The following is a 17900-nucleotide window of genomic DNA, read 5'->3' on the forward strand; positions in this document are numbered from 1 at the left end:
AATTACTGACAAAACAGAATTAAGAATAACAACAAGAAGTAAATACAAATAAAAGAGCATAAAATATAATTATTTTTATCCATTCATGTCATCTGTAATATACATAAAGATATTAATATGTTTAACCTGAATCAGGTGCTCTCAGAATATCAATTTATTATATATGGTAACTATCTGTTCAGTAAATAACATACTCATCTTTAAGTTGATGATGTAGTAAGAAACACCACTGCGCAACTTGTTCTTGCTATTATTGTTAACATTGTTTATGGATAGACATGCTTTGGTATTTTGAATATAAAGAAAAATAAGCAATTTCACAAACAAATTCAGATAAGTAGTCATAGCAAAAGAGAGCCCTTCTTTGGGAGTTTGCACGAAAGTTAACATTTTTTTTGTCATAAAATACATAGCATTACGATGGCGCTTGATGATTTGTGCTTAAGCTGAAAAGAATATTCTGATTTTTCGTGATGTTGAGGGTATTCTGTAAAAGAAATCATTATCTATTTTCTCAATTTTAATTTTGTTTTATTTTTACTTTATCTATTATGAAAGAATTAAAAAAGATCAATAGATATATCATGTGTTTCTTTTTGGGATCTCGCCTAGCATATGCTGAAAATATAGACAGCAACACTACCATTAGTGATAGAAACATCTCGGGCTCATTAAATATAGGTATTAATAAAAATGCCAATGTTGATATTAATGGCACCGTAAATATTAAAGATTATTTTTCGGTGGCTACTTGCAATGGTCAATCTAGCACCTGCCCTGCAGGTGGGTTAAATGCATCAGCAAATATTAATAACTCTGCAACGGTAGGTGCAAGTGTTACTATTGTAGGTGACTCTTCAAAGGGGGAATTAAATATAGATGGTGGTAGCACTCTATATACACAGCAATTATGGGTTTCTGGGAATGATAATGACAAGACCAGTAATGTCAGTGATGACAGTAATGGTTCATTGAAAATTAACAATGGAAGCAATGTTTTTGTCGTATCATCTCAAGATGATACGACATTTAAAACCAACCCAGTAAAATGGAACCAAAATATTATTTCACAAGGAAATAATATAACAGATGGGACGGTTTCCTCCGGGGATTTAGTCTTGGGTAAAACAGGCAATGGCATTATTGACATAGATAACAATTCAAAACTAGATGTAAAAAATGATGTGGTTGTATCTACGGGAGTAGATGGTATTCCTAATGAAAAGCCTTCTGTTATAAATATAAAAAATGGAAGTAATTTCTTGATTCATGGGGACATGAAAGGAGGCATTTCTGCTGCAGGCCAGTTAGAGTTAAATATGGACAATAGTTCAAACCTGCGTGTTGATAAAAGTATTGCTGTAGGTATTGGGAGTAAATCTAATATTTCTGTAAGCGCGGCTAGTGGAAGCTCTATATCCTCAACCGGGGATTTTACTGTAGCTACAGGAAATAACTCGAATGCTAAACTAGAATTAGATGCCTCAAACCTGTCAGTGAATGGAGTCTCTACCATCGGAAGTGGCGATGGCTCCATAACTAAATTTGATATTAAGAATGGCTCTGTTGTAACAAGCATCAGTGATATGACTTTGGCTAAAGGTAAAGGTACACAGGCTAATATAAATATATCTTCTTCGCAGTTAAATACTGGTTCGCTATCAGTTGGTGAGGGAGATAATGCTGATGTCACAATGACCGGTTCAGGAGCTTCTGTCAGCAGCAAAAATACCTTCACTGTTGCAAAAGGTAATAATGCATCAGCGACGCTGAATTACACTGATTCGACGATAAATATCGGTAGTGGTTATATCGGAGAGGGCGAGTCTGCTAAGACCCAGCTGGAGCTGAATAATTCGGCACTGACTGCCAGTGGTAAGGTTTTTATCGGGCAGGGAAATACAACCCAAACAAACCTGACATTAAATGATAAGTCGTCAGTAAATGTGAGCGGCGAGATGTCAGTGGCCCAGGGAAGTTCTGCTTCGGTAGATGTGAAAGTCACTAATGCAGTGCTGTCTGCTGACTCTCTGTCTCTGGGGGGAGGTGAGGCTGCTAAAGTCACAATGACCGGTTCGGGAGCTACTGTCAACAGTAAAAATACCTTCACTGTTGCAAAAGGTAATAATGCATCAGCGACGCTAGATTACACTGATTCGAAAATAGATATCGGTAGCGGTTATATCGGAGAGGGCGAGGCTGCTAAGACCCAGCTGGAGCTGAATAATTCGGCACTGACTGCCAGTGGTAAGGTTTTTATCGGGCAGGGAAATACAACCCAAACAAACCTGACATTAAATGATAAGTCGTCAGTAAATGTGAGCGGCGAGATGTCAGTGGCCCAGGGAAATTCTGCTTCGGTAGATGTGACAGTCACTAATGCAGTGCTGTCTGCTGACTCTCTGTCTCTGGGGGGAGGTGAGGCTGCTAAAGTCACAATGACCGGAAACAGGGCAACGATTAGCAGCGGCAATACTTTCACGGTCGCAAAAGGTAATAACGCATCTGCAACGCTGGACTACTCTGATTCAAAAATTAATATCGGTAATGGATATATCGGTGGGGGTGAAAAAGCCCAGACAGTGCTGACGTTGAAGGATTCTGCGTTAGCTGCAACCGGTGATGTAATTATGGGACAGGGGCAGGAAACTCAGACAGACCTGACGCTAAGCCCCCAGTCATCCATAAAAGTATCCGGGAATATGTCTATTGCGCAAGGTAACGCCGCTTCAGCCAAAGTGATTGTGGACAATGCAGATTTATCTGCGAACTCCATGTCGATTGGTGAAGGCGATACAGCAGCAGTGACAATGACCGGAAACGGAGCAACGATTAGCAGCAGCAATACTTTCACGGTCGCAAGAGGTAATAACGCATCTGCAACGCTGGACTACTCTGATTCAAAAATTAATATCGGTAATGGATATATCGGTGGGGGTGAAAAAGCCCAGACAGTGCTGACGTTGAAGGATTCTGCGTTAGCTGCAACCGGTGATGTAATTATGGGACAGGGGCAGGAAACTCAGACAGACCTGACGCTAAGCCCCCAGTCATCCATAAAAGTATCCGGGAATATGTCTATTGCGCAAGGTAACGCCGCTTCAGCCAAAGTGATTGTGGACAATGCAGATTTATCTGCGAACTCCATGTCGATTGGTGAAGGCGATACAGCAGCAGTGACAATGACCGGAAACGGAGCAACGATTAGCAGCGGCAATACTTTCACGGTCGCAAAAGGTAATAACGCATCTGCAACGCTGGACTACTCTGATTCAAAAATTAATATCGGTAATGGATATGTCGGTGTGGGCGAAAAATCTCATACATTACTAAAACTTGACAACTCAACTTTCCATGCCGCTGGGAATATTGATATAGGTAAAGGCAGCTCCACTATAGCTAATGTTTCTGTCGGGGCTGGTAGTAACATGTTAATAAAAGGGAATGCTAGTATTGGCGTTGGAGATCAGGCTAAAGCAAAATTTTCAGTAAAAGATAGTGTACTGAATATAGGTGGCAGCCTGGTTCTCGGACAGGGGAATAGTACAGAAGCAGAAATGTCTGTTGAGCATTCTCAGCTTTATAGTGGCGGCCTGTTGCTTGGGACGGCTAACAATGCAGTTGTTTCTATGAGCGCTAATAATTCAGAAATATCTGTTGTAGGGGATTATACAGTAGCAAAAGGTGATGGTTCAGAAGCTACGTTGATTTACAAAAACTCAGATATTAATCTTGGGAATGGTATACTCGGTGCTGGTTCCGGAGTCAAAACAGATTTATCATTGGATAACAGTAAATTTGTTGCATCTGATGGAATCATCATCGGTAAAGGTGATAATGCCATAACTAATCTTTCTATATCTGATCACTCTGTGTTTAAAGGAGAACGTATAAATATTGGTAATGGTGCATATTCAAAAAATTCTATAAGTATAACTGGAAATTCCATATTTAATTTCGGTTCATCTCAGGAATCAACCATTGGTGAAGGTGATTACAGCCAGTCGTTAGTCACCATTAATGATGCATCAGTTTATGGTGATGGTTCATTAACTTTGGCAAAAGGTAATAATAGTTTTGCAGTACTGAATCTTCAGGATAATGCAGTAACTAATGCCAACAACATTTCACTTGCTACAGGACTGGGCAGTAAAGCAATCGTGAATGTTAGTAATATGAATTCCGGACAGTTCAATCCTGTATCTATGGGAGCAGGAGATGGTTATGCGGAAGTAAATTTTGATGGTGTTAATGGCTATACACTCTCAACTAATTTCATTTGTATGGATTCCGGTTCATGTGCAGACACTGTCATAAATGTAAACAGAGGGACAGTTTCTCTGTCAGGAACAAATGACTGGAAAGGGCAGATAAATGTTTATGACGGAACCCGACTGGATGCAAGGGGGAATGATGCCGTTGATGGTATACTGAATGTCAGCAAAGAAGCACAGGTTGACTTTAACGGATACTCGCAGCATATGACAGGGATAGATAATAAAGGGATGATTTATCTTTCTGACGGAAGTGCTTCATCAGATGTGTATCTGGATAAAGATTATGTTGCACATGATGGTTCCGGTGTACAGTTCGGGATTTTCGGGCAGAAAGAGGCGGATGTGATGCATGTTAAAGGTGATACATCCGGGAGTTCAGGTATAGTTGTCACGACAAACAGTAAAAATAAAATAAAGAAAGGTGGCGACATTCTTCTTGTTGAGGTTAATGGGGACTCATCAGGTAGTTTTTACCTTAACTCACTGATTAAGAATGGTAAGGAGTATAAGGTGACAGGTGACTACATTGATGTGGGGGCCTGGGAGTATGCGCTGAACAAGAAAAGGAAGAATTGGTATCTGAGTGTGGATATGCGTCCTGAGCCAGGTGCGTTTATAAACAATAGTAAAAGTATGTTAGATATGTTTGCTCTACAACGGTATGACATCCCCGGGCAACATCGTTATCCTACATTGTTTGAAAACTTATATAACAATGGGATGTGGATTCAAATTAACAACAACTCAGGTAGTAATAGTGAGGTGTATGATAATCTCAAGACCAGTTATAGTTTAAATACTATGATGATTGGAGGGGATATATACAATTGGACTGATGGATATAACTATTCACATATCGGGATAATGGGCGGGATGGGGAGTGCCGCTAACAAAACAACGTCAACAAATAATAAAAGAGCTACCGGAAATGTAGACGGTTATACTCTTGGGCTTTATCATGTATTTCAACAAAATATCAGTGATGGACTAAATGAGTCAGAACGTCAGGGGCTGTGGACTTATTCGTCTATACAATACATGGATTATGATAACAGCGTCAGTTCAACAAATAATTTCAAGGCTGATTATGGTGTAAATGGTTTTCGCCTGACAGGTGAGGTTGGTTATCTAAAAAATATAGGTGGCATACAACCAAGCGATTTCTACGTTGAACCTAAGTTATACCTTTCGCATACTGAGTTGTCTGGAGGTGTAGTTGAAGATCTTCAGGGAGGGAAAATAACTTATCCGAATTCGCTAACTATTATTGAACCAGGAGTGCTTTTCTCTTATCGAAAAACTCATGAATCGACTTCCAATGATGAAGCAATGTTTAAAGATTATATAAAACAATCTGTAGTCGATGTATGGTTTGGTGGGGGGTATTCATTTAAAACTGGAAATTATAGTCGTACTAACTTTGATTCAGATATGGTTGAATATAATACATCGGATAACTTCGTTCTTAAGAGTGGTGTTGAATTTGAATTTTTGAAGGATGCACGTCTTTTATTATCATCCTCATACTCAATAAATAATGATCGCAACTTGAGTTTTATTCTTGGTGGCAATTATTATTTTTAATCGTTACTGGTGAGGGTTAGCAATCGTCCAGCAAATTATTTGCAGGATGATTGCTATATTCTGTCATTGGTTTTTTGAGGTAATAATGGTAAGATATCATGGCGAATTTACATACTATCTTTATCAACAATCTGGACGTTACTTTTTTTGTAAGAAGCTAACGAAAAAGAGAGATACATCAAATTGTAATCATCTTCATATAATTCGAGAATTATCCTTCAATGAGGACGAGTTAGAATTAATAGATTTCAGCACAGACGGTTTGGACGCAAATGATAAAGAAATAATCAGGGGAATGATTGATGAGTTGAAAAAATAAACATGTGGAAATAGAATGTTTTATCAAATGTAACATTAATATTTTTCTTTTTTGTGCATGTATCTACCATAATCAAAGTAAATATATGTTTTGTATGTTGTTGATTCGAATCAAATAATTTCCGACAGTGTATATGATCGATTATATGTTTTGGATAGGGGTTGTACTTTGGTCTACAGTAATAGTCATGTGGTTTTATGATAACAAAGTATCATGCTCTGGACTTTTTGCCTTAAGTATATTTATATTTTCAGGTGGAGTTATGATTATGTTGTTTTTAATATCTTTTTTATATGGGGTAATATCAGCGTTAGGCCTTGCGGTATGAAATTAATCATTGCGGTTGATTTATTCTCAAGTTGAACTTAAAGAAATCATGCTTATGTAAATATACTATTAAAAGACAAAAAGAAGCCATTTAACCTGGAGGAGTGATGTATAGAGTTAATCATATTATGAGAACAATAAATGAAATGAGTTCTTATACTCCGCACATGAAAGTAAACAGAATTGCTGAACGGTTGAGTAAGGTGCAAAAAATATCTTTTTGCATCTCTGTTATTTCTTTTTTTCTTCTTGCCATAATTACTTTGACATATGGACCGTTTAATACAAAAAGTAACTTGAGTTTTATTAGCGCACTATCTCTTTATTTTATTAATGTCATTATGGGAGTTACATATTTATCAGTTCCTGTAATTAATACAATAAGGTATATATATAATTTTAAAGGGGAGGTGGTCAATGAATTAATATATGACATTGATAGTGATGAGCAACATATTGAAGCATTGTTACCTTATTCATTAGAAGAGTTGACATATGTGTCAAACTGTATACAGGTAAGAATTCCCAAAATAAAATCAAAATGTTTCTTATGGGGAGGCGGGAAAACAGCAATTATATCAATTTTATGCCTATCGTATTCGGCTATTTGTATCGTTAATGGAGGTAGCATAGATGGTATTTTTGTTGGAGAGACTGGTGATAAAATTATTGTCGCCATCATGCTTTTTATACTTTACACATCATTGATGAATATGTTTTTCAAACAAAAATTGCTATATTTACAAAATTTAAAAATGATAATAGATATGACTATAAAGATAAAAAGAAATTTCACATGACGGCCACTCTAAAATAAAATGACACATGGGAGACTGTCTATTATTATTAATAACGAATAACATTTGTTATTGCCATTTATGATGCTCCCGGGATCAGTTTTAACCATAAGCAAGAAAATGTTTCTTTGAACAGTTAGACATCACAAATGAGCGTCTGCCAAAAGTTGATATAGCGCTTGCGGAATGTGTTGAGATTATATAGGGGGGAAAGAACTACGGAGAATTATTATTGCCAGGCTTTCTCCTATGAATTTTAGCCATATCAATAGACCTTTGCTCTCAGTAACGCAAAGAGAGCATCTTTACTGATTGAAGGTAGTCAAGCGACATATGGCCACTTATTTTCTCATGTGTCGCTTGATACTATCCTGAAGTTTTTTAAGTCGATTTACGTCCCCCAAAATGAAAAACTCCTTTGCATGAGTGTTCATAATAATATCACAATGGTAAAGCTACATGACAGACATCTTAACTTAGTCAAGAGAGTACATAACAACTTTGCTATTACATATATTCAGGGTTGTTTGTAGTGGTTCACAAAATCAGGACACTGGAATAACCTGTTTCCACTTTTCTTCATGTAAGCAAGGCGATAAACCACCATTGTTTGTATGATGTCGATAAACGTTGTAATAACAATTTATCTACTGCTTTATATCGCGTACTGCATGACTAAAATCACCATAACCACCCTTCGCAAGCCATTTACTTTTAAATCTGCGAAAGACTCTTCCCATCGGCGAATTATCCAGGTAATTCCCTCTGCGACTCATACTTTGCATCGCCTCATAACGGCAGAGTAAAATTTTGTATTTATTGCTTTTATATTGAACACCTTGATCTGAATGCAACATCAGATGGCCATCACGCGGTTGTGTTTCCTGAGCACTATGCAAGTAAACGGCTCACCAGAACAGTATTGATATTTACTGAGCGGTCAGATCAACTTCCCAGGGTAACAGATCGCGTACCAAGTTTGCCGACCAGTCCTGGATATGTTCAATGCCGTAACGCAGCCATTTTTCCAGCTCCACATTATTCAGACGGCATGTGCCGATCAGCGAGTACAGTACCGCCGCATGTTAGCCACCACTGTCGGAACCCGCGAAGAGCCAGTTCTTCCGGCCTATGGCCACTCCCCGTAAGTCGATCTCTGCGATGTTGTTGTCGATTTCCACCCAACCATTACTGCAGTACACGTTCCGAGCATCCCGCTACTGCGGCAGGTATGCAAACGCTTTTGCCGTATCCGAGTGACGTGACAGTGTTTTCATCTGAGTCTGTATCCAGTCGTACAGTGACTGCATCAGTGGCGCAGCTCTGGCTTTTCTTGCCACCAGACGCTGTTCTGCTGAACAGCCCCGGACCGCAACCTCGATGGCATACAGTTCACTGATACGCTGCAGAGCTTCCGTGGTGACGTCGGTTGGCGCTCTTGCATGCACATTGTGGATTTTTCCCCGAATATGTGCCATACACGCGGCTTCCGTTATTCTGCCTGATTCGTATAACGCCCGGTAGCCACCGTAAGCATCGGCCTGAAGCACACCGCTGTAACCAGCCAGGTGATTTTGTGAATGGATACCTTTCCAGCCGGACTGTACGCGAACCAGACCGCCGGGGGCATCTCTGAGCCGGCATCACGGTCATCACGGACGTAGCACCACTGCCGGACGGTTCGAGTTTTACCGGCCATCAGCACATACTGGCGCAGTATGTTATACAGCAGCTCAGTAGTTCGTAACGGAACAGATCCAGCGTGGCACGCCTCAGCTACACGCCCTGGCGACGGTATATTTCTGACTCGCGGTATAACGGCAGATGGTCTGCATATTTCCCGGTGACTACATGGGCCTAAAGCCCCGGTCCGGCATAACTGCTGAAGGCTCAGGTGTCTGCACGATATAGTTGCACCGGCAACAGGCCTGTTTCGGGCGTTGTGTTTCGATAACCTTAAAGGTGCAGCTGATAAGCTCTAGCAGCTCTGACACATTACACCCCAGAGGGCTGAGCTCACCACCACAGGCCGGGCAGCATTCCTCTTCCGGCCGGATGACCCTGGCTTCATAGGGAAGTGAGGCTGGTAACGATTTACGGGCTGAAGACAGGCGCAGGGAAGATGGCAGTGCCGGGTCATATTGCTCACCAGTGTTTCTGCCATTTCCTCCTGAAGTGCGCTGATTCGCTCCTGTGCTTCCTGTATTTACCGTTCGATTTTTGCGCGAAGTTTTTCTGAGCTTTTACCGAACCGCATGCGCTGCAGTTTTGCAACCAGCGCCTTCAGCCGGTTGATTTCGGAAGTATAAGTCGCCACCTGCGATGAGAGCAGGCGGTTGTATTCATCCATCTGGCAGATGGTGTCCTGTTGCTTCTTCAACCGTGCCAGCCACTGGCCTGCATCAACACCACTCTGGCGCAACGTCTGGCTGATTGCCCGGCTTCGTAATTCAATTCTTTGTACATAAACAGGACGCTTCACCTGCGCGCAATAAACGGTACGGTGAACACCGAATAAATAACAAAGAATCCGCACTGGCCGCTTTGCCTTCAGCCGTGTGCTTAGTCCGACAAGTTTTGAGCATGCATTGAGAAAAACTCCGTTCCGTATGCCTTCATGAGTCTAATCCATTGAAATCAGCGATAGCTGTGATGTGTTAGTGCTAAAACAGCACTACAATTTAATCTATACAACAATTAGGCGTACAATTTATTTTATGTTAAATTCAGTTTTATGTATCTGATTACTTAATGTTCAAGTATTCAGATATTAGATAACACAGAATAACTCTTATTTGGTATTTATTTTTTAGACGCTAGTCATTTAAAAAATGATAACTATAAGAATAATCACAAATTTAAACAACAATAAAAGTTATAGTTTTCAATGTGTTAATAAACTATGTTAACAATTTATGCTTTATTCAATTCATTACATTTTCTTTAAGAATTTTCACGTTTAAAATAAAAAAAATTATCACGGACAGGAGGTGTTTAGTTTATAGCCCAAAGAGTTAACATGATGATAACACAGCGTAACTATTCTTTCTCCTTTTTGTTTTGATTTAACATAAAGGATTTTATAATTTTAAAATCAAATAATGCTAAATAATAAAATTGGAAAATAACACTTATTTTTCATCATAATAATACCCATAAAATGGGGGGGCAGCATTCATTATAATAAACAATATAAACTCCGACTTTGTGCCTGCCCTCAAAAAGAGGGCTTCTTTTAAGAAGATGATATGACAGATAATGAAAAAATAGACCTGATGATAAAAGAGATAAAATCTGTTATTTTAAAAAGGACGGGAGAAGATAGCAAGGTAAGTATTGTAGAAATTGATGGTTGCAGGCGTATAAATATTTTAATAGATAACATATCAAGTTATCTAATTAAATTTTCAGAGCATCAAAACAACCAAATCACATAATTATAAGATGTATTGTATAAATACTGATTGCACATATACAAAGATTGCAATAGAGCAGCTACTGCACGAAAAGTATTTTGATGACAGGTGTTATTGCCGTAGTATTAAGATCTATGATTTAAGGTTTTTTAAAATAGAGGATGTTGCCTACAAATTAATACAGTTATTTAAGGAGAGGAGAAAAGAAAATATAATATTTCTCTGTTCCGATAGGTTTATACACAGCAAAGAAAAACCAAGAAACATCTTTTTTCTGGATACAAAAGATAGCATACGCAACTGGAGTAGACATTTAAAAAAACTTCGTTATTGTAATAGTAACTTGCTTATATGCTTTTTATTTTTATGTGGCCTCTACCATATATCTGTATTTACAGGAAAAAAACAGGTGATTATTGCCTGTATAAAAAAAGGATTTTCTTTTGCTGAAATGGTGAATTTTCTTAACATTAATGCGAGAACATTAGTTAATTATCTTGGGGGGCTTACAACTTATTTTATTCTTCCATATAGTGATTCTTTATATAAATATATTAGAGATAATATTATAGCATCATCTACCGAAGCGTATCATATTCTTTTGACAAATCAAAGGAGATATTATGTTTAATAGGCGCGTCTTATTTCTGTCTGTTTTTTCCTGTGCTGTATTCATGTTATCAGGTTGTTCATCTAATAGATTTGCCTCCAGGGATGCAAATGCTACGTATGTTAATACGCAGCTAAAAATAATACCTCGATCCCAGGAGAAAATACAAGCTCAATCACAATGCTCAAGGAGCTTTTCGCTACTGCAAAAATTAAACACGGATAAGTTTAGCATGTATAGAAATCAGTTCGATGAGATAAATGATGCATACTATTTTTATAAAAGAAATGTTGATTTAATGAATAAAGACTCTAAAGAGTTAATGGCTAGCGTTCTTGATTCTAAACTAGATATGGTATGTGTACGAGTCGATAACGCCTCATTTGTAGGTATTTATGGGAAAATGAAAAAAGTTATGGACTTATAAACAGGAATGAGGGCTTACTGCCCTCATTATCAATTTATGTTATTTTGGATCGCATCACTGTGTTGGTTTTCTCTAATTGTGTTATGGGGGACTGGATTTTATTCATTGCTCTTTTATATCATTTCTGTATTACTGATAATCATTTTATATACTTTATATTTTATTGGAGAGAATATGTTTTCTAAAGGAAAAATAAAGGAAAGTGATTCGACCACGACAATTATTTCAAAAAATACTTCGTTTGTTGGCGATATTAGTTCTGGTGAAAAAATAATAATTCACGGAAAAATTAATGGTAATATAAATACTAACAATGGTGTGGTATTTATTGATAAAGGAGGAGTTGTTAATGGTAGGGTTTTATGTGAAAAAATGATTTTAAATGGTGAATTGTATGGTGAATGCTGTTGCTCCACGTTAGATGTTTATGAAAATGGTTTTTTACAAGGAGAAGTTAGCTATCGATTTCTGGAGATTCGCAATGGCGGATGTATTACAGGGATTGTAAACAAGGTGACTGACGAAGTGCAAAACAATGTATCTGAGTTAGTAAAAGCGAGAGAAAGTTAAAAATATGAAATTCGAGAATGTTATCTTACTCCTTGTTCTTGTCATTATGTTTTATTTTGTGATAACAAATTTAATTGAAGCGAATGATTACTACAAAGAAATACATGTATATTCCGATGTATACAAGTGATTACATTTAATGTAATGATTACGTGTGGATAATATGATGATTATATTTCGATATTTAATTATTATTATTTTAAGCGTATACATGACAGGGTGTACTAATAATAATTTAAAGAAAGAAGATATCCCCGAAGATATGTTCGCAATAATTTATGGTTCGGATAGCATAAAAAAATATGAACACGGACAGATGGAGCTTACAAAAAATATCAACAGTGGATGTATTGAAGCCTTGGTTTTTTTAAGTGAAGAGGACCCCGAGAAATATAGCGATTATATAAATGATTATCATAAAATTGCAGAGGGGTATCGTTTTCTTGATGATAACAGAACATTCATGAATAAAGATTCAATTGAATTATTGGTAAGAGGGCTAAATGTTAAAAAGGATGTCCTCTGCTCAAGAGTAAAGTTTGAAAGTTTTCAGCACCTTAAAAACAAATTCCAACAATAGAAAAAACAAATGCCAAGGTAATGCAATTTATTGCAGAAAATATACTTTATCTATCATCCTCACATTAGATGGGGATGATTAATATATTTCATGAGACTCTTTATGAATACTATAAAAATAAAGCTAAACCTAATTGATTATGATTCAATTGTAAATATTGAACTTCCCTGTCTTCTATCTGAAATAGAGATAGAGTTATTATCTCAATTACTGAAGGGGTATTCTGTGAATGAGATTTCCAAGCGAAGAAACAGAAGTATCAAAACAGTCTCGTGCCAAAAAATGAAATTATATAAAAAACTTAACGTAAAAAGCGATCTGACTTTATGGCGAGATGTTTTTTTAAGATTTAAAGTCTACCTACAACCTAAAAATATCATCTGTGATAATTTTAATAGTTCTGTTTTACCAGTTGTTTCATCTAAAGGGGAGAGTATGGCGCACTACAACATATATTACCAACCAATCTATAACGCAAAAAATGGAAATATTGCTGGATGTGATGTTACTATTGCGTTAAAAAATTCAGATGGTAGTGCTTTTGCACTAGATTCTGACAGAATTAATTATAACCCCAATGATAACAAAATATCTTATTTGTTTGGACATATCAACAAACTATTCTCACCAATTAAAAATAATCTTCCACATGGTTTTTTTATTACGATAAACATTAATCCTGAAGATATTCTTACCTGTGATATAGAAAGGGAGTGTTTACATTTTATTAAAGTTTTCGGAACGGAACGGATAAGACTTGTCTTGCAGTTTTCAACTAAAGAAGAACTTTACATAATAAGAAGATACCAGTCTTCTTTAAGACGTATCAGAAATAATAATGTTTATTTATCGCTTAATGATTTCGGTATGGGATATGCTGAGCTTTCACACTTGCAAAATATACCTTTCTCCTATGTAAACCTACATAAAACAATGTTCCATGATATAGAAAGCAATAGTTTAACAGATATAATAGCAACTACAATTATTGATTTATCAAAACAACTGCATATAGATGTTATTGCTGATGGTATAGAAACGAAGAAACAGGCAGGTTATATGATTGAAAGAGGAGTTAAATATTTAAAAGGCATTGCATTATCATCACCGCTACCTGCAGATGCATTTGTACGAAAGTTGCTAGCTTCATTAAAACAAGTCTAAAACTCAGAACCACCCATATAGCGGGTGGTTCTGATTAATTTAATATTATTAATATTACCTAGAAAATATTATACTTTATTCATCTGATATTAATTTTCTCAAAATTGATATCAGCGAAAGTAAGAGTTATCAAGTGCGCAAAAAAACGTCCGATTTGTTAAATAACAGATGGATTAAGTATTTATTTAGATAAATAAGATAAAAAAACCTCCTTTGAATACAAAGGAGGTGAAAAATAAGGCTTACTTCAAGTCACCCCCATTATCAATGGAAGTTTCTTATTTATACATGTTCTTAATGTTAAATGTGATGTGTAAACTCCTAAATTTGAGTCTGTTGCCCATTTTAGGGTAAATTTCTTTGTTCAAAAGTGACTGTCATGGCTGTCACCAAACTTGATAATAAAGCGGTATTGTCCATTTCTGTGATACGACCAAGATTATCAAATCCCCCTTTTTTTACGGCCTCGCTCGTCGGGAACACCTTATGTTTCTTGGATGTTTGATCACATTGTTCAACCGACTCAAGCCGTTCGTTGTGTATATGACGTTACGGATCTCTGCTGGGTAATCTCAGAACATCCTGTGCGACTGCTAGCCCCGGCTCACCTGCTCGGAATAAGGGACCGTAACTATCTTTTTTCGGAGCTAGGTTGAAAAAAGAATGTAGTGGATCACAAAATCAGGACACCGGGATAACCTGTTTTCACTTTTCTTCATGTAAGCAAGGCGGTAAACCACCGTTGTTCGTGTGAGGTCGATAAACGTTGTAATAACCATTAATCCACTGGTTTATATCGCGTACCACATGGCTAAAATCACCATAACCACCTTTCGGAAGCCATTCACTTTTAAGGCTGCGAAAGACACTTTCCATCGGCGAATTATCCAGGCAATTCCCTCTGCGACTCATACTTTGCATTACCCCATAACGGCAGAGTAACTTTCTGTATTTATTACTTTTATACTGAACACCTTGATCTGAATGAAGCAGCATGCGGCCATCATCGGTCGTATTTCCAGTGCATTACGCAAAGCCCTACAAACCAACTCAGCATCAGCGGTTAATGAGAGGGCTGAACCGATAATCCGCCGTGAATATAAATCAACACGAGCGCGAGATAACACCATTTGTCCTGCAGGCGAATAAAACTGATGTCGCCGCACCAGACGCGGTTTGATGCGGCGGGGTTAAATTGCCGGTTCAGTATATTTGGCAATGGCGGACTTTTGTCTTCGTTTACCCGGTAGTGTCAGCGCCAGTGATATAAGACGGTAACGGTCAAACATCGTGGCGTTGACATCTTTGGTGGTGTGCCGCGCGAAGTGTTGTATGACAATATGAAAACTGTGGTTCTGCAACGTGACGCATATCAGACCGGTCAGCACCGGTTCCATCCTTCGCTGTGGCAGTTCGGCAAGGAGATGGGCTTCTCTCCCCGACTGTGTCGCCCCTTCAGGGCACAGACTAAAGGTAAGGTGGAACGGATGGTGCAGTACACCCGTAACAGTTTTTACATCCCACTAATGACTCACCTGCGCCCGATGGGGATCACTGTCGATGTTGAAACAGCCAACCGCCACGGTCTGCGCTGGCTGCACGATGTCGCTAACCAACGAAAGCATGAAACAATCCAGGCCCGTCCCTGCGATCGCTGGCTCGAAGAGCAGCAGTCCATGCTGGCACTGCCTCCGGAGAAAAAAGAGTATGACGTGCATCTTGATGAAAATCTGGTGAACTTCGACAAACACCCCCTGCATCATCCACTCTCCATCTACGACTCATTCTGCAGAGGAGTGGCGTGATGATGGAACTGCAACATCAACGACTGATGGCGCTCGCCGGGCAGTTGCAACTGGAAAGCCTTATAAGCGCAGCGCCTGCGCTGTCACAACAGGCAGTAGACCAGGAATGGAGTTATATGGACTTCCTGGAGCATCTGCTTCATGAAGAAAAACTGGCACGTCATCAACGTAAACAGGCGATGTATACCCGAATGGCAGCCTTCCCGGCGGTGAAAACGTTCGAAGAGTATGACTTCACATTCGCCACCGGAGCACCGCAGAAGCAACTCCAGTCGTTACGCTCACTCAGCTTCATAGAACGTAATGAAAATATCGTATTACTGGGGCCATCAGGTGTGGGGAAAACCCATCTGGCAATAGCGATGGGCTATGAAGCAGTCCGTGCAGGTATCAAAGTTCGCTTCACAACAGCAGCAGATCTGTTACTTCAGTTATCTACGGCACAACGTCAGGGCCGTTATAAAACGACGCTTCAGCGTGGAGTAATGGCCCCCCGCCTGCTCATCATTGATGAAATAGGCTATCTGCCGTTCGGGCAGTGGGATCAAACGTTCGCCAGTGATGCAGCACTGACCTCAGCGATGCTAGACCGTATCTTACACCACTCACATGTCGTTCAAATCAAAGGAGAAAGCTATCGACTCAGACAGAAACGAAAGGCCGGGGTTATAGCAGAAGCTAATCCTGAGTAAAACGGTGGATCAATATTGGGCCGTTGGTGGAGATATAAGTGGATCACTTTTCATCCGTTGTTGACAACAGGGGCCGAATCGATAACCGTTGACTGTTCGGGGAAGCCCTTATAGTACAATAAATTCGATATCCAAGCTGACCTCAAAAGCTTTATTCCGTTTTACTGACATCCAACCATTCAGCAGCAGTAATGGAAGCAAGGCAAGAGCATTTATTCTCAGGATAATTGTTTCAGCATCGCAATAGCATCAGACTCAGGCATCAAAAACTGCACCCGGTGCCGTGCAGCCACATCCAGTGCAAACACCTTCGTGTAGACCTCCGTTGAGCTGATGGACTTATGCCCCATCAGACTCTGCAGAACCTTCAGCGGTATACCGGCATACAGCATGTGCATCGCATAGGAATGGCGGAACGTATGTGGTGTGACCGGAACAGAGAACGTCACACCGTCAGCAGCAGCGGCGGCAACCGCCTGCCCAATCCAGGTCCTGACCGTTCTGTCCGTCACTTCCCAGATCCGCGCTTTCTCTGTCCTGCCTGTTCGTTTATTACGCCGTTCCATGGGGATTTTCAGTGTTGCCACCATCGTCTGCAGCTGGCTGACGTACCAGGAGTCAGAGAGCGGAACCAGCCGGTGAGTCTGCTGCCCGGCTGGCGTTCTTCCTGCCGTCCTGGCTGCTTTTTCTGTCCGCTGCTTCAGAGTGGCCAGCTGCACAAACGGATACGGAGGCGCGAGCGAAAAATCCCCCCGCGTCAGCGCCAGTGCTTCATTAATGCGCGCACCGGTGTTCCACAGTGTGGCCAGCAGCATCTTGCGGCGCAGATCCGGGACGTAATGGAGCAGGGCACTCACTTCAAGGGCGAGCAGGTATTTTGGCAGTTCATCATGAACCATCGACATCTGGCGGAGTGCCAGCGCAGCCGGATAATCAATGGCAACAGGCAGCGATGCAGGCTGTCCGGCAGAATACACTGCCGGTACCATGACTGCAGACTGGCTGTGTATAACGGAGCCTGACATTTATATTCCCCAGAACATCAGGTTAATGGCGTTTTTGATGTCATTTTCGCGGTGGCTGAGATCGGCCACTTCTTCCCCGATAACGGAGACCGGCACACTGGCCATATCGGTGGTCATCATGCGCCAGCTTTCATCCCCGACATGCACCACCGGGTAAAGCTCACGGGAGACTTTATCTGACAGCAGGCGGGCGCTGGCCAGGGGGATCACCATCCGTCGCCCGGGCGTGTCAATAATGTCACTCTGGACATCCACAAACAGACGATAACGACTCTCTCTTTTATAGGTGTAAACCTTAAACTGCATT

The 17900-nt window shown here is 39.7% G+C and carries 10 protein-coding genes and 6 pseudogenes; 9 read left to right on the forward strand and 7 right to left on the reverse strand.

Features of this window, described 5'->3' with window-relative positions; genetic code table 11:
• Nucleotides 1-551 precede the first annotated feature (551 nt).
• Nucleotides 552-5861: an autotransporter outer membrane beta-barrel domain-containing protein gene (locus tag HUZ68_RS24240; RefSeq protein ID WP_239594269.1), complete on the forward strand. Its 5310-nt coding sequence runs from the start codon at nucleotides 552-554 to the stop codon at nucleotides 5859-5861.
• Nucleotides 5862-6614: 753 nt separating this feature from the next.
• Entirely contained in the window at nucleotides 6615-7307 is a 693-nt protein-coding gene (locus HUZ68_RS24245; protein ID WP_032221916.1) for a hypothetical protein, read from the forward strand.
• Nucleotides 7308-7849: 542 nt separating this feature from the next.
• Here the strand turns inward: HUZ68_RS24245 and HUZ68_RS24250 are convergent.
• From HUZ68_RS24250 to HUZ68_RS24260, 3 pseudogenes are all read right to left on the reverse strand, one after another.
• Nucleotides 7850-8203, reverse strand: a pseudogene (locus HUZ68_RS24250) (IS3-like element ISKpn37 family transposase); the annotation flags it as partial.
• Nucleotides 8204-8233: 30 nt separating this feature from the next.
• A pseudogene (gene tnpC / locus HUZ68_RS24255) lies at nucleotides 8234-9693 on the reverse strand (IS66 family transposase).
• Nucleotides 9685-9876: pseudogene (locus HUZ68_RS24260) on the reverse strand (IS3-like element ISKpn37 family transposase); the annotation flags it as partial. The pseudogenes HUZ68_RS24260 and tnpC, both read right to left, overlap by 9 nt.
• 676 nt (nucleotides 9877-10552) lie before the next feature.
• Between HUZ68_RS24260 and HUZ68_RS24265 the strand changes: the two are divergent.
• The 5 genes from HUZ68_RS24265 (at nucleotide 10553) to HUZ68_RS24285 (ending at nucleotide 14071) form a co-directional block, all read left to right on the forward strand.
• On the forward strand, nucleotides 10553-10741 hold the full coding sequence (locus HUZ68_RS24265; RefSeq protein ID WP_000131420.1) for a hypothetical protein: 189 nt from the start codon (nucleotides 10553-10555) through the stop codon (nucleotides 10739-10741).
• A gap of 602 nt (nucleotides 10742-11343) precedes the next feature.
• Entirely contained in the window at nucleotides 11344-11757 is a 414-nt protein-coding gene (locus HUZ68_RS24270) for a hypothetical protein (protein ID WP_032221911.1), read from the forward strand.
• Nucleotides 11758-11931: 174 nt separating this feature from the next.
• Nucleotides 11932-12327 (forward strand): bactofilin family protein, encoded by a 396-nt coding sequence (locus HUZ68_RS24275; RefSeq protein WP_000491615.1) that lies wholly within the window; start codon nucleotides 11932-11934, stop codon nucleotides 12325-12327.
• Between the two features lie 163 nt (nucleotides 12328-12490).
• Complete coding sequence (locus tag HUZ68_RS24280) at nucleotides 12491-12907, forward strand: hypothetical protein (protein WP_032221909.1); 417 nt, start codon at nucleotides 12491-12493, stop codon at nucleotides 12905-12907.
• Nucleotides 12908-13009: 102 nt separating this feature from the next.
• The gene (locus HUZ68_RS24285; RefSeq protein ID WP_068858826.1) at nucleotides 13010-14071 is read left to right on the forward strand and encodes an EAL domain-containing protein; all 1062 of its coding nucleotides are present in this window, start codon (nucleotides 13010-13012) and stop codon (nucleotides 14069-14071) included.
• A gap of 364 nt (nucleotides 14072-14435) precedes the next feature.
• On the opposite strand, the pseudogene HUZ68_RS24290 reads toward HUZ68_RS24285, so the two are convergent.
• Together HUZ68_RS24290 and HUZ68_RS25160 are read right to left on the reverse strand one after the other, a co-directional pair.
• Nucleotides 14436-14640: pseudogene (locus tag HUZ68_RS24290) on the reverse strand (transposase); the annotation flags it as partial.
• A 136-nt stretch (nucleotides 14641-14776) separates the two neighbouring features.
• Nucleotides 14777-15323: pseudogene (locus HUZ68_RS25160) on the reverse strand (IS3 family transposase); the annotation flags it as partial.
• A gap of 49 nt (nucleotides 15324-15372) precedes the next feature.
• Between HUZ68_RS25160 and istA the strand changes: the two are divergent.
• Nucleotides 15373-15876: pseudogene (istA, locus tag HUZ68_RS24300) on the forward strand (IS21-like element IS100 family transposase); the annotation flags it as partial.
• Nucleotides 15873-16568 carry an AAA family ATPase gene (locus HUZ68_RS24305; RefSeq protein WP_074440817.1) on the forward strand — a complete coding sequence of 232 codons (696 nt, stop codon included), beginning with the start codon at nucleotides 15873-15875 and terminating at the stop codon, nucleotides 16566-16568. The pseudogene istA and the gene HUZ68_RS24305, both read left to right, overlap by 4 nt.
• Nucleotides 16569-16786: 218 nt before the next feature.
• Here the strand turns inward: HUZ68_RS24305 and HUZ68_RS24310 are convergent, their stop codons facing one another.
• Nucleotides 16787-17593: a site-specific integrase gene (locus tag HUZ68_RS24310; protein ID WP_020219156.1), complete on the reverse strand. Its 807-nt coding sequence runs from the start codon at nucleotides 17591-17593 to the stop codon at nucleotides 16787-16789.
• Nucleotides 17594-17899: a type II toxin-antitoxin system toxin CcdB gene (ccdB, locus tag HUZ68_RS24315; RefSeq protein WP_001159871.1), complete on the reverse strand. Its 306-nt coding sequence runs from the start codon at nucleotides 17897-17899 to the stop codon at nucleotides 17594-17596. It lies immediately after the preceding gene.
• Nucleotide 17900: the final 1 nt, after the last annotated feature.

The organism is Shigella dysenteriae (assembly GCF_022354085.1).
GTDB classification, from domain to species: Bacteria; Pseudomonadota; Gammaproteobacteria; order Enterobacterales; family Enterobacteriaceae; genus Escherichia; species Escherichia coli.

Bases quoted from the DNA above. Each gene is read 5' to 3' on its own strand.
- HUZ68_RS24280 (WP_032221909.1), top strand. From the start codon at position 12,491: ATGATGATTATATTTCGATATTTAATTATTATTATTTTAAGCGTATAC.
- HUZ68_RS24240 (WP_239594269.1), top strand. From the start codon at position 552: ATGAAAGAATTAAAAAAGATCAATAGATATATCATGTGTTTCTTTTTG.
- HUZ68_RS24285 (WP_068858826.1), top strand. From the start codon at position 13,010: ATGAATACTATAAAAATAAAGCTAAACCTAATTGATTATGATTCAATT.
- HUZ68_RS24265 (WP_000131420.1), top strand. From the start codon at position 10,553: ATGACAGATAATGAAAAAATAGACCTGATGATAAAAGAGATAAAATCT.
- HUZ68_RS24270 (WP_032221911.1), top strand. From the start codon at position 11,344: ATGTTTAATAGGCGCGTCTTATTTCTGTCTGTTTTTTCCTGTGCTGTA.
- ccdB (WP_001159871.1), bottom strand. From the start codon at position 17,899: ATGCAGTTTAAGGTTTACACCTATAAAAGAGAGAGTCGTTATCGTCTG.
- HUZ68_RS24245 (WP_032221916.1), top strand. From the start codon at position 6,615: ATGTATAGAGTTAATCATATTATGAGAACAATAAATGAAATGAGTTCT.
- HUZ68_RS24275 (WP_000491615.1), top strand. From the start codon at position 11,932: ATGTTTTCTAAAGGAAAAATAAAGGAAAGTGATTCGACCACGACAATT.
- HUZ68_RS24310 (WP_020219156.1), bottom strand. From the start codon at position 17,593: ATGTCAGGCTCCGTTATACACAGCCAGTCTGCAGTCATGGTACCGGCA.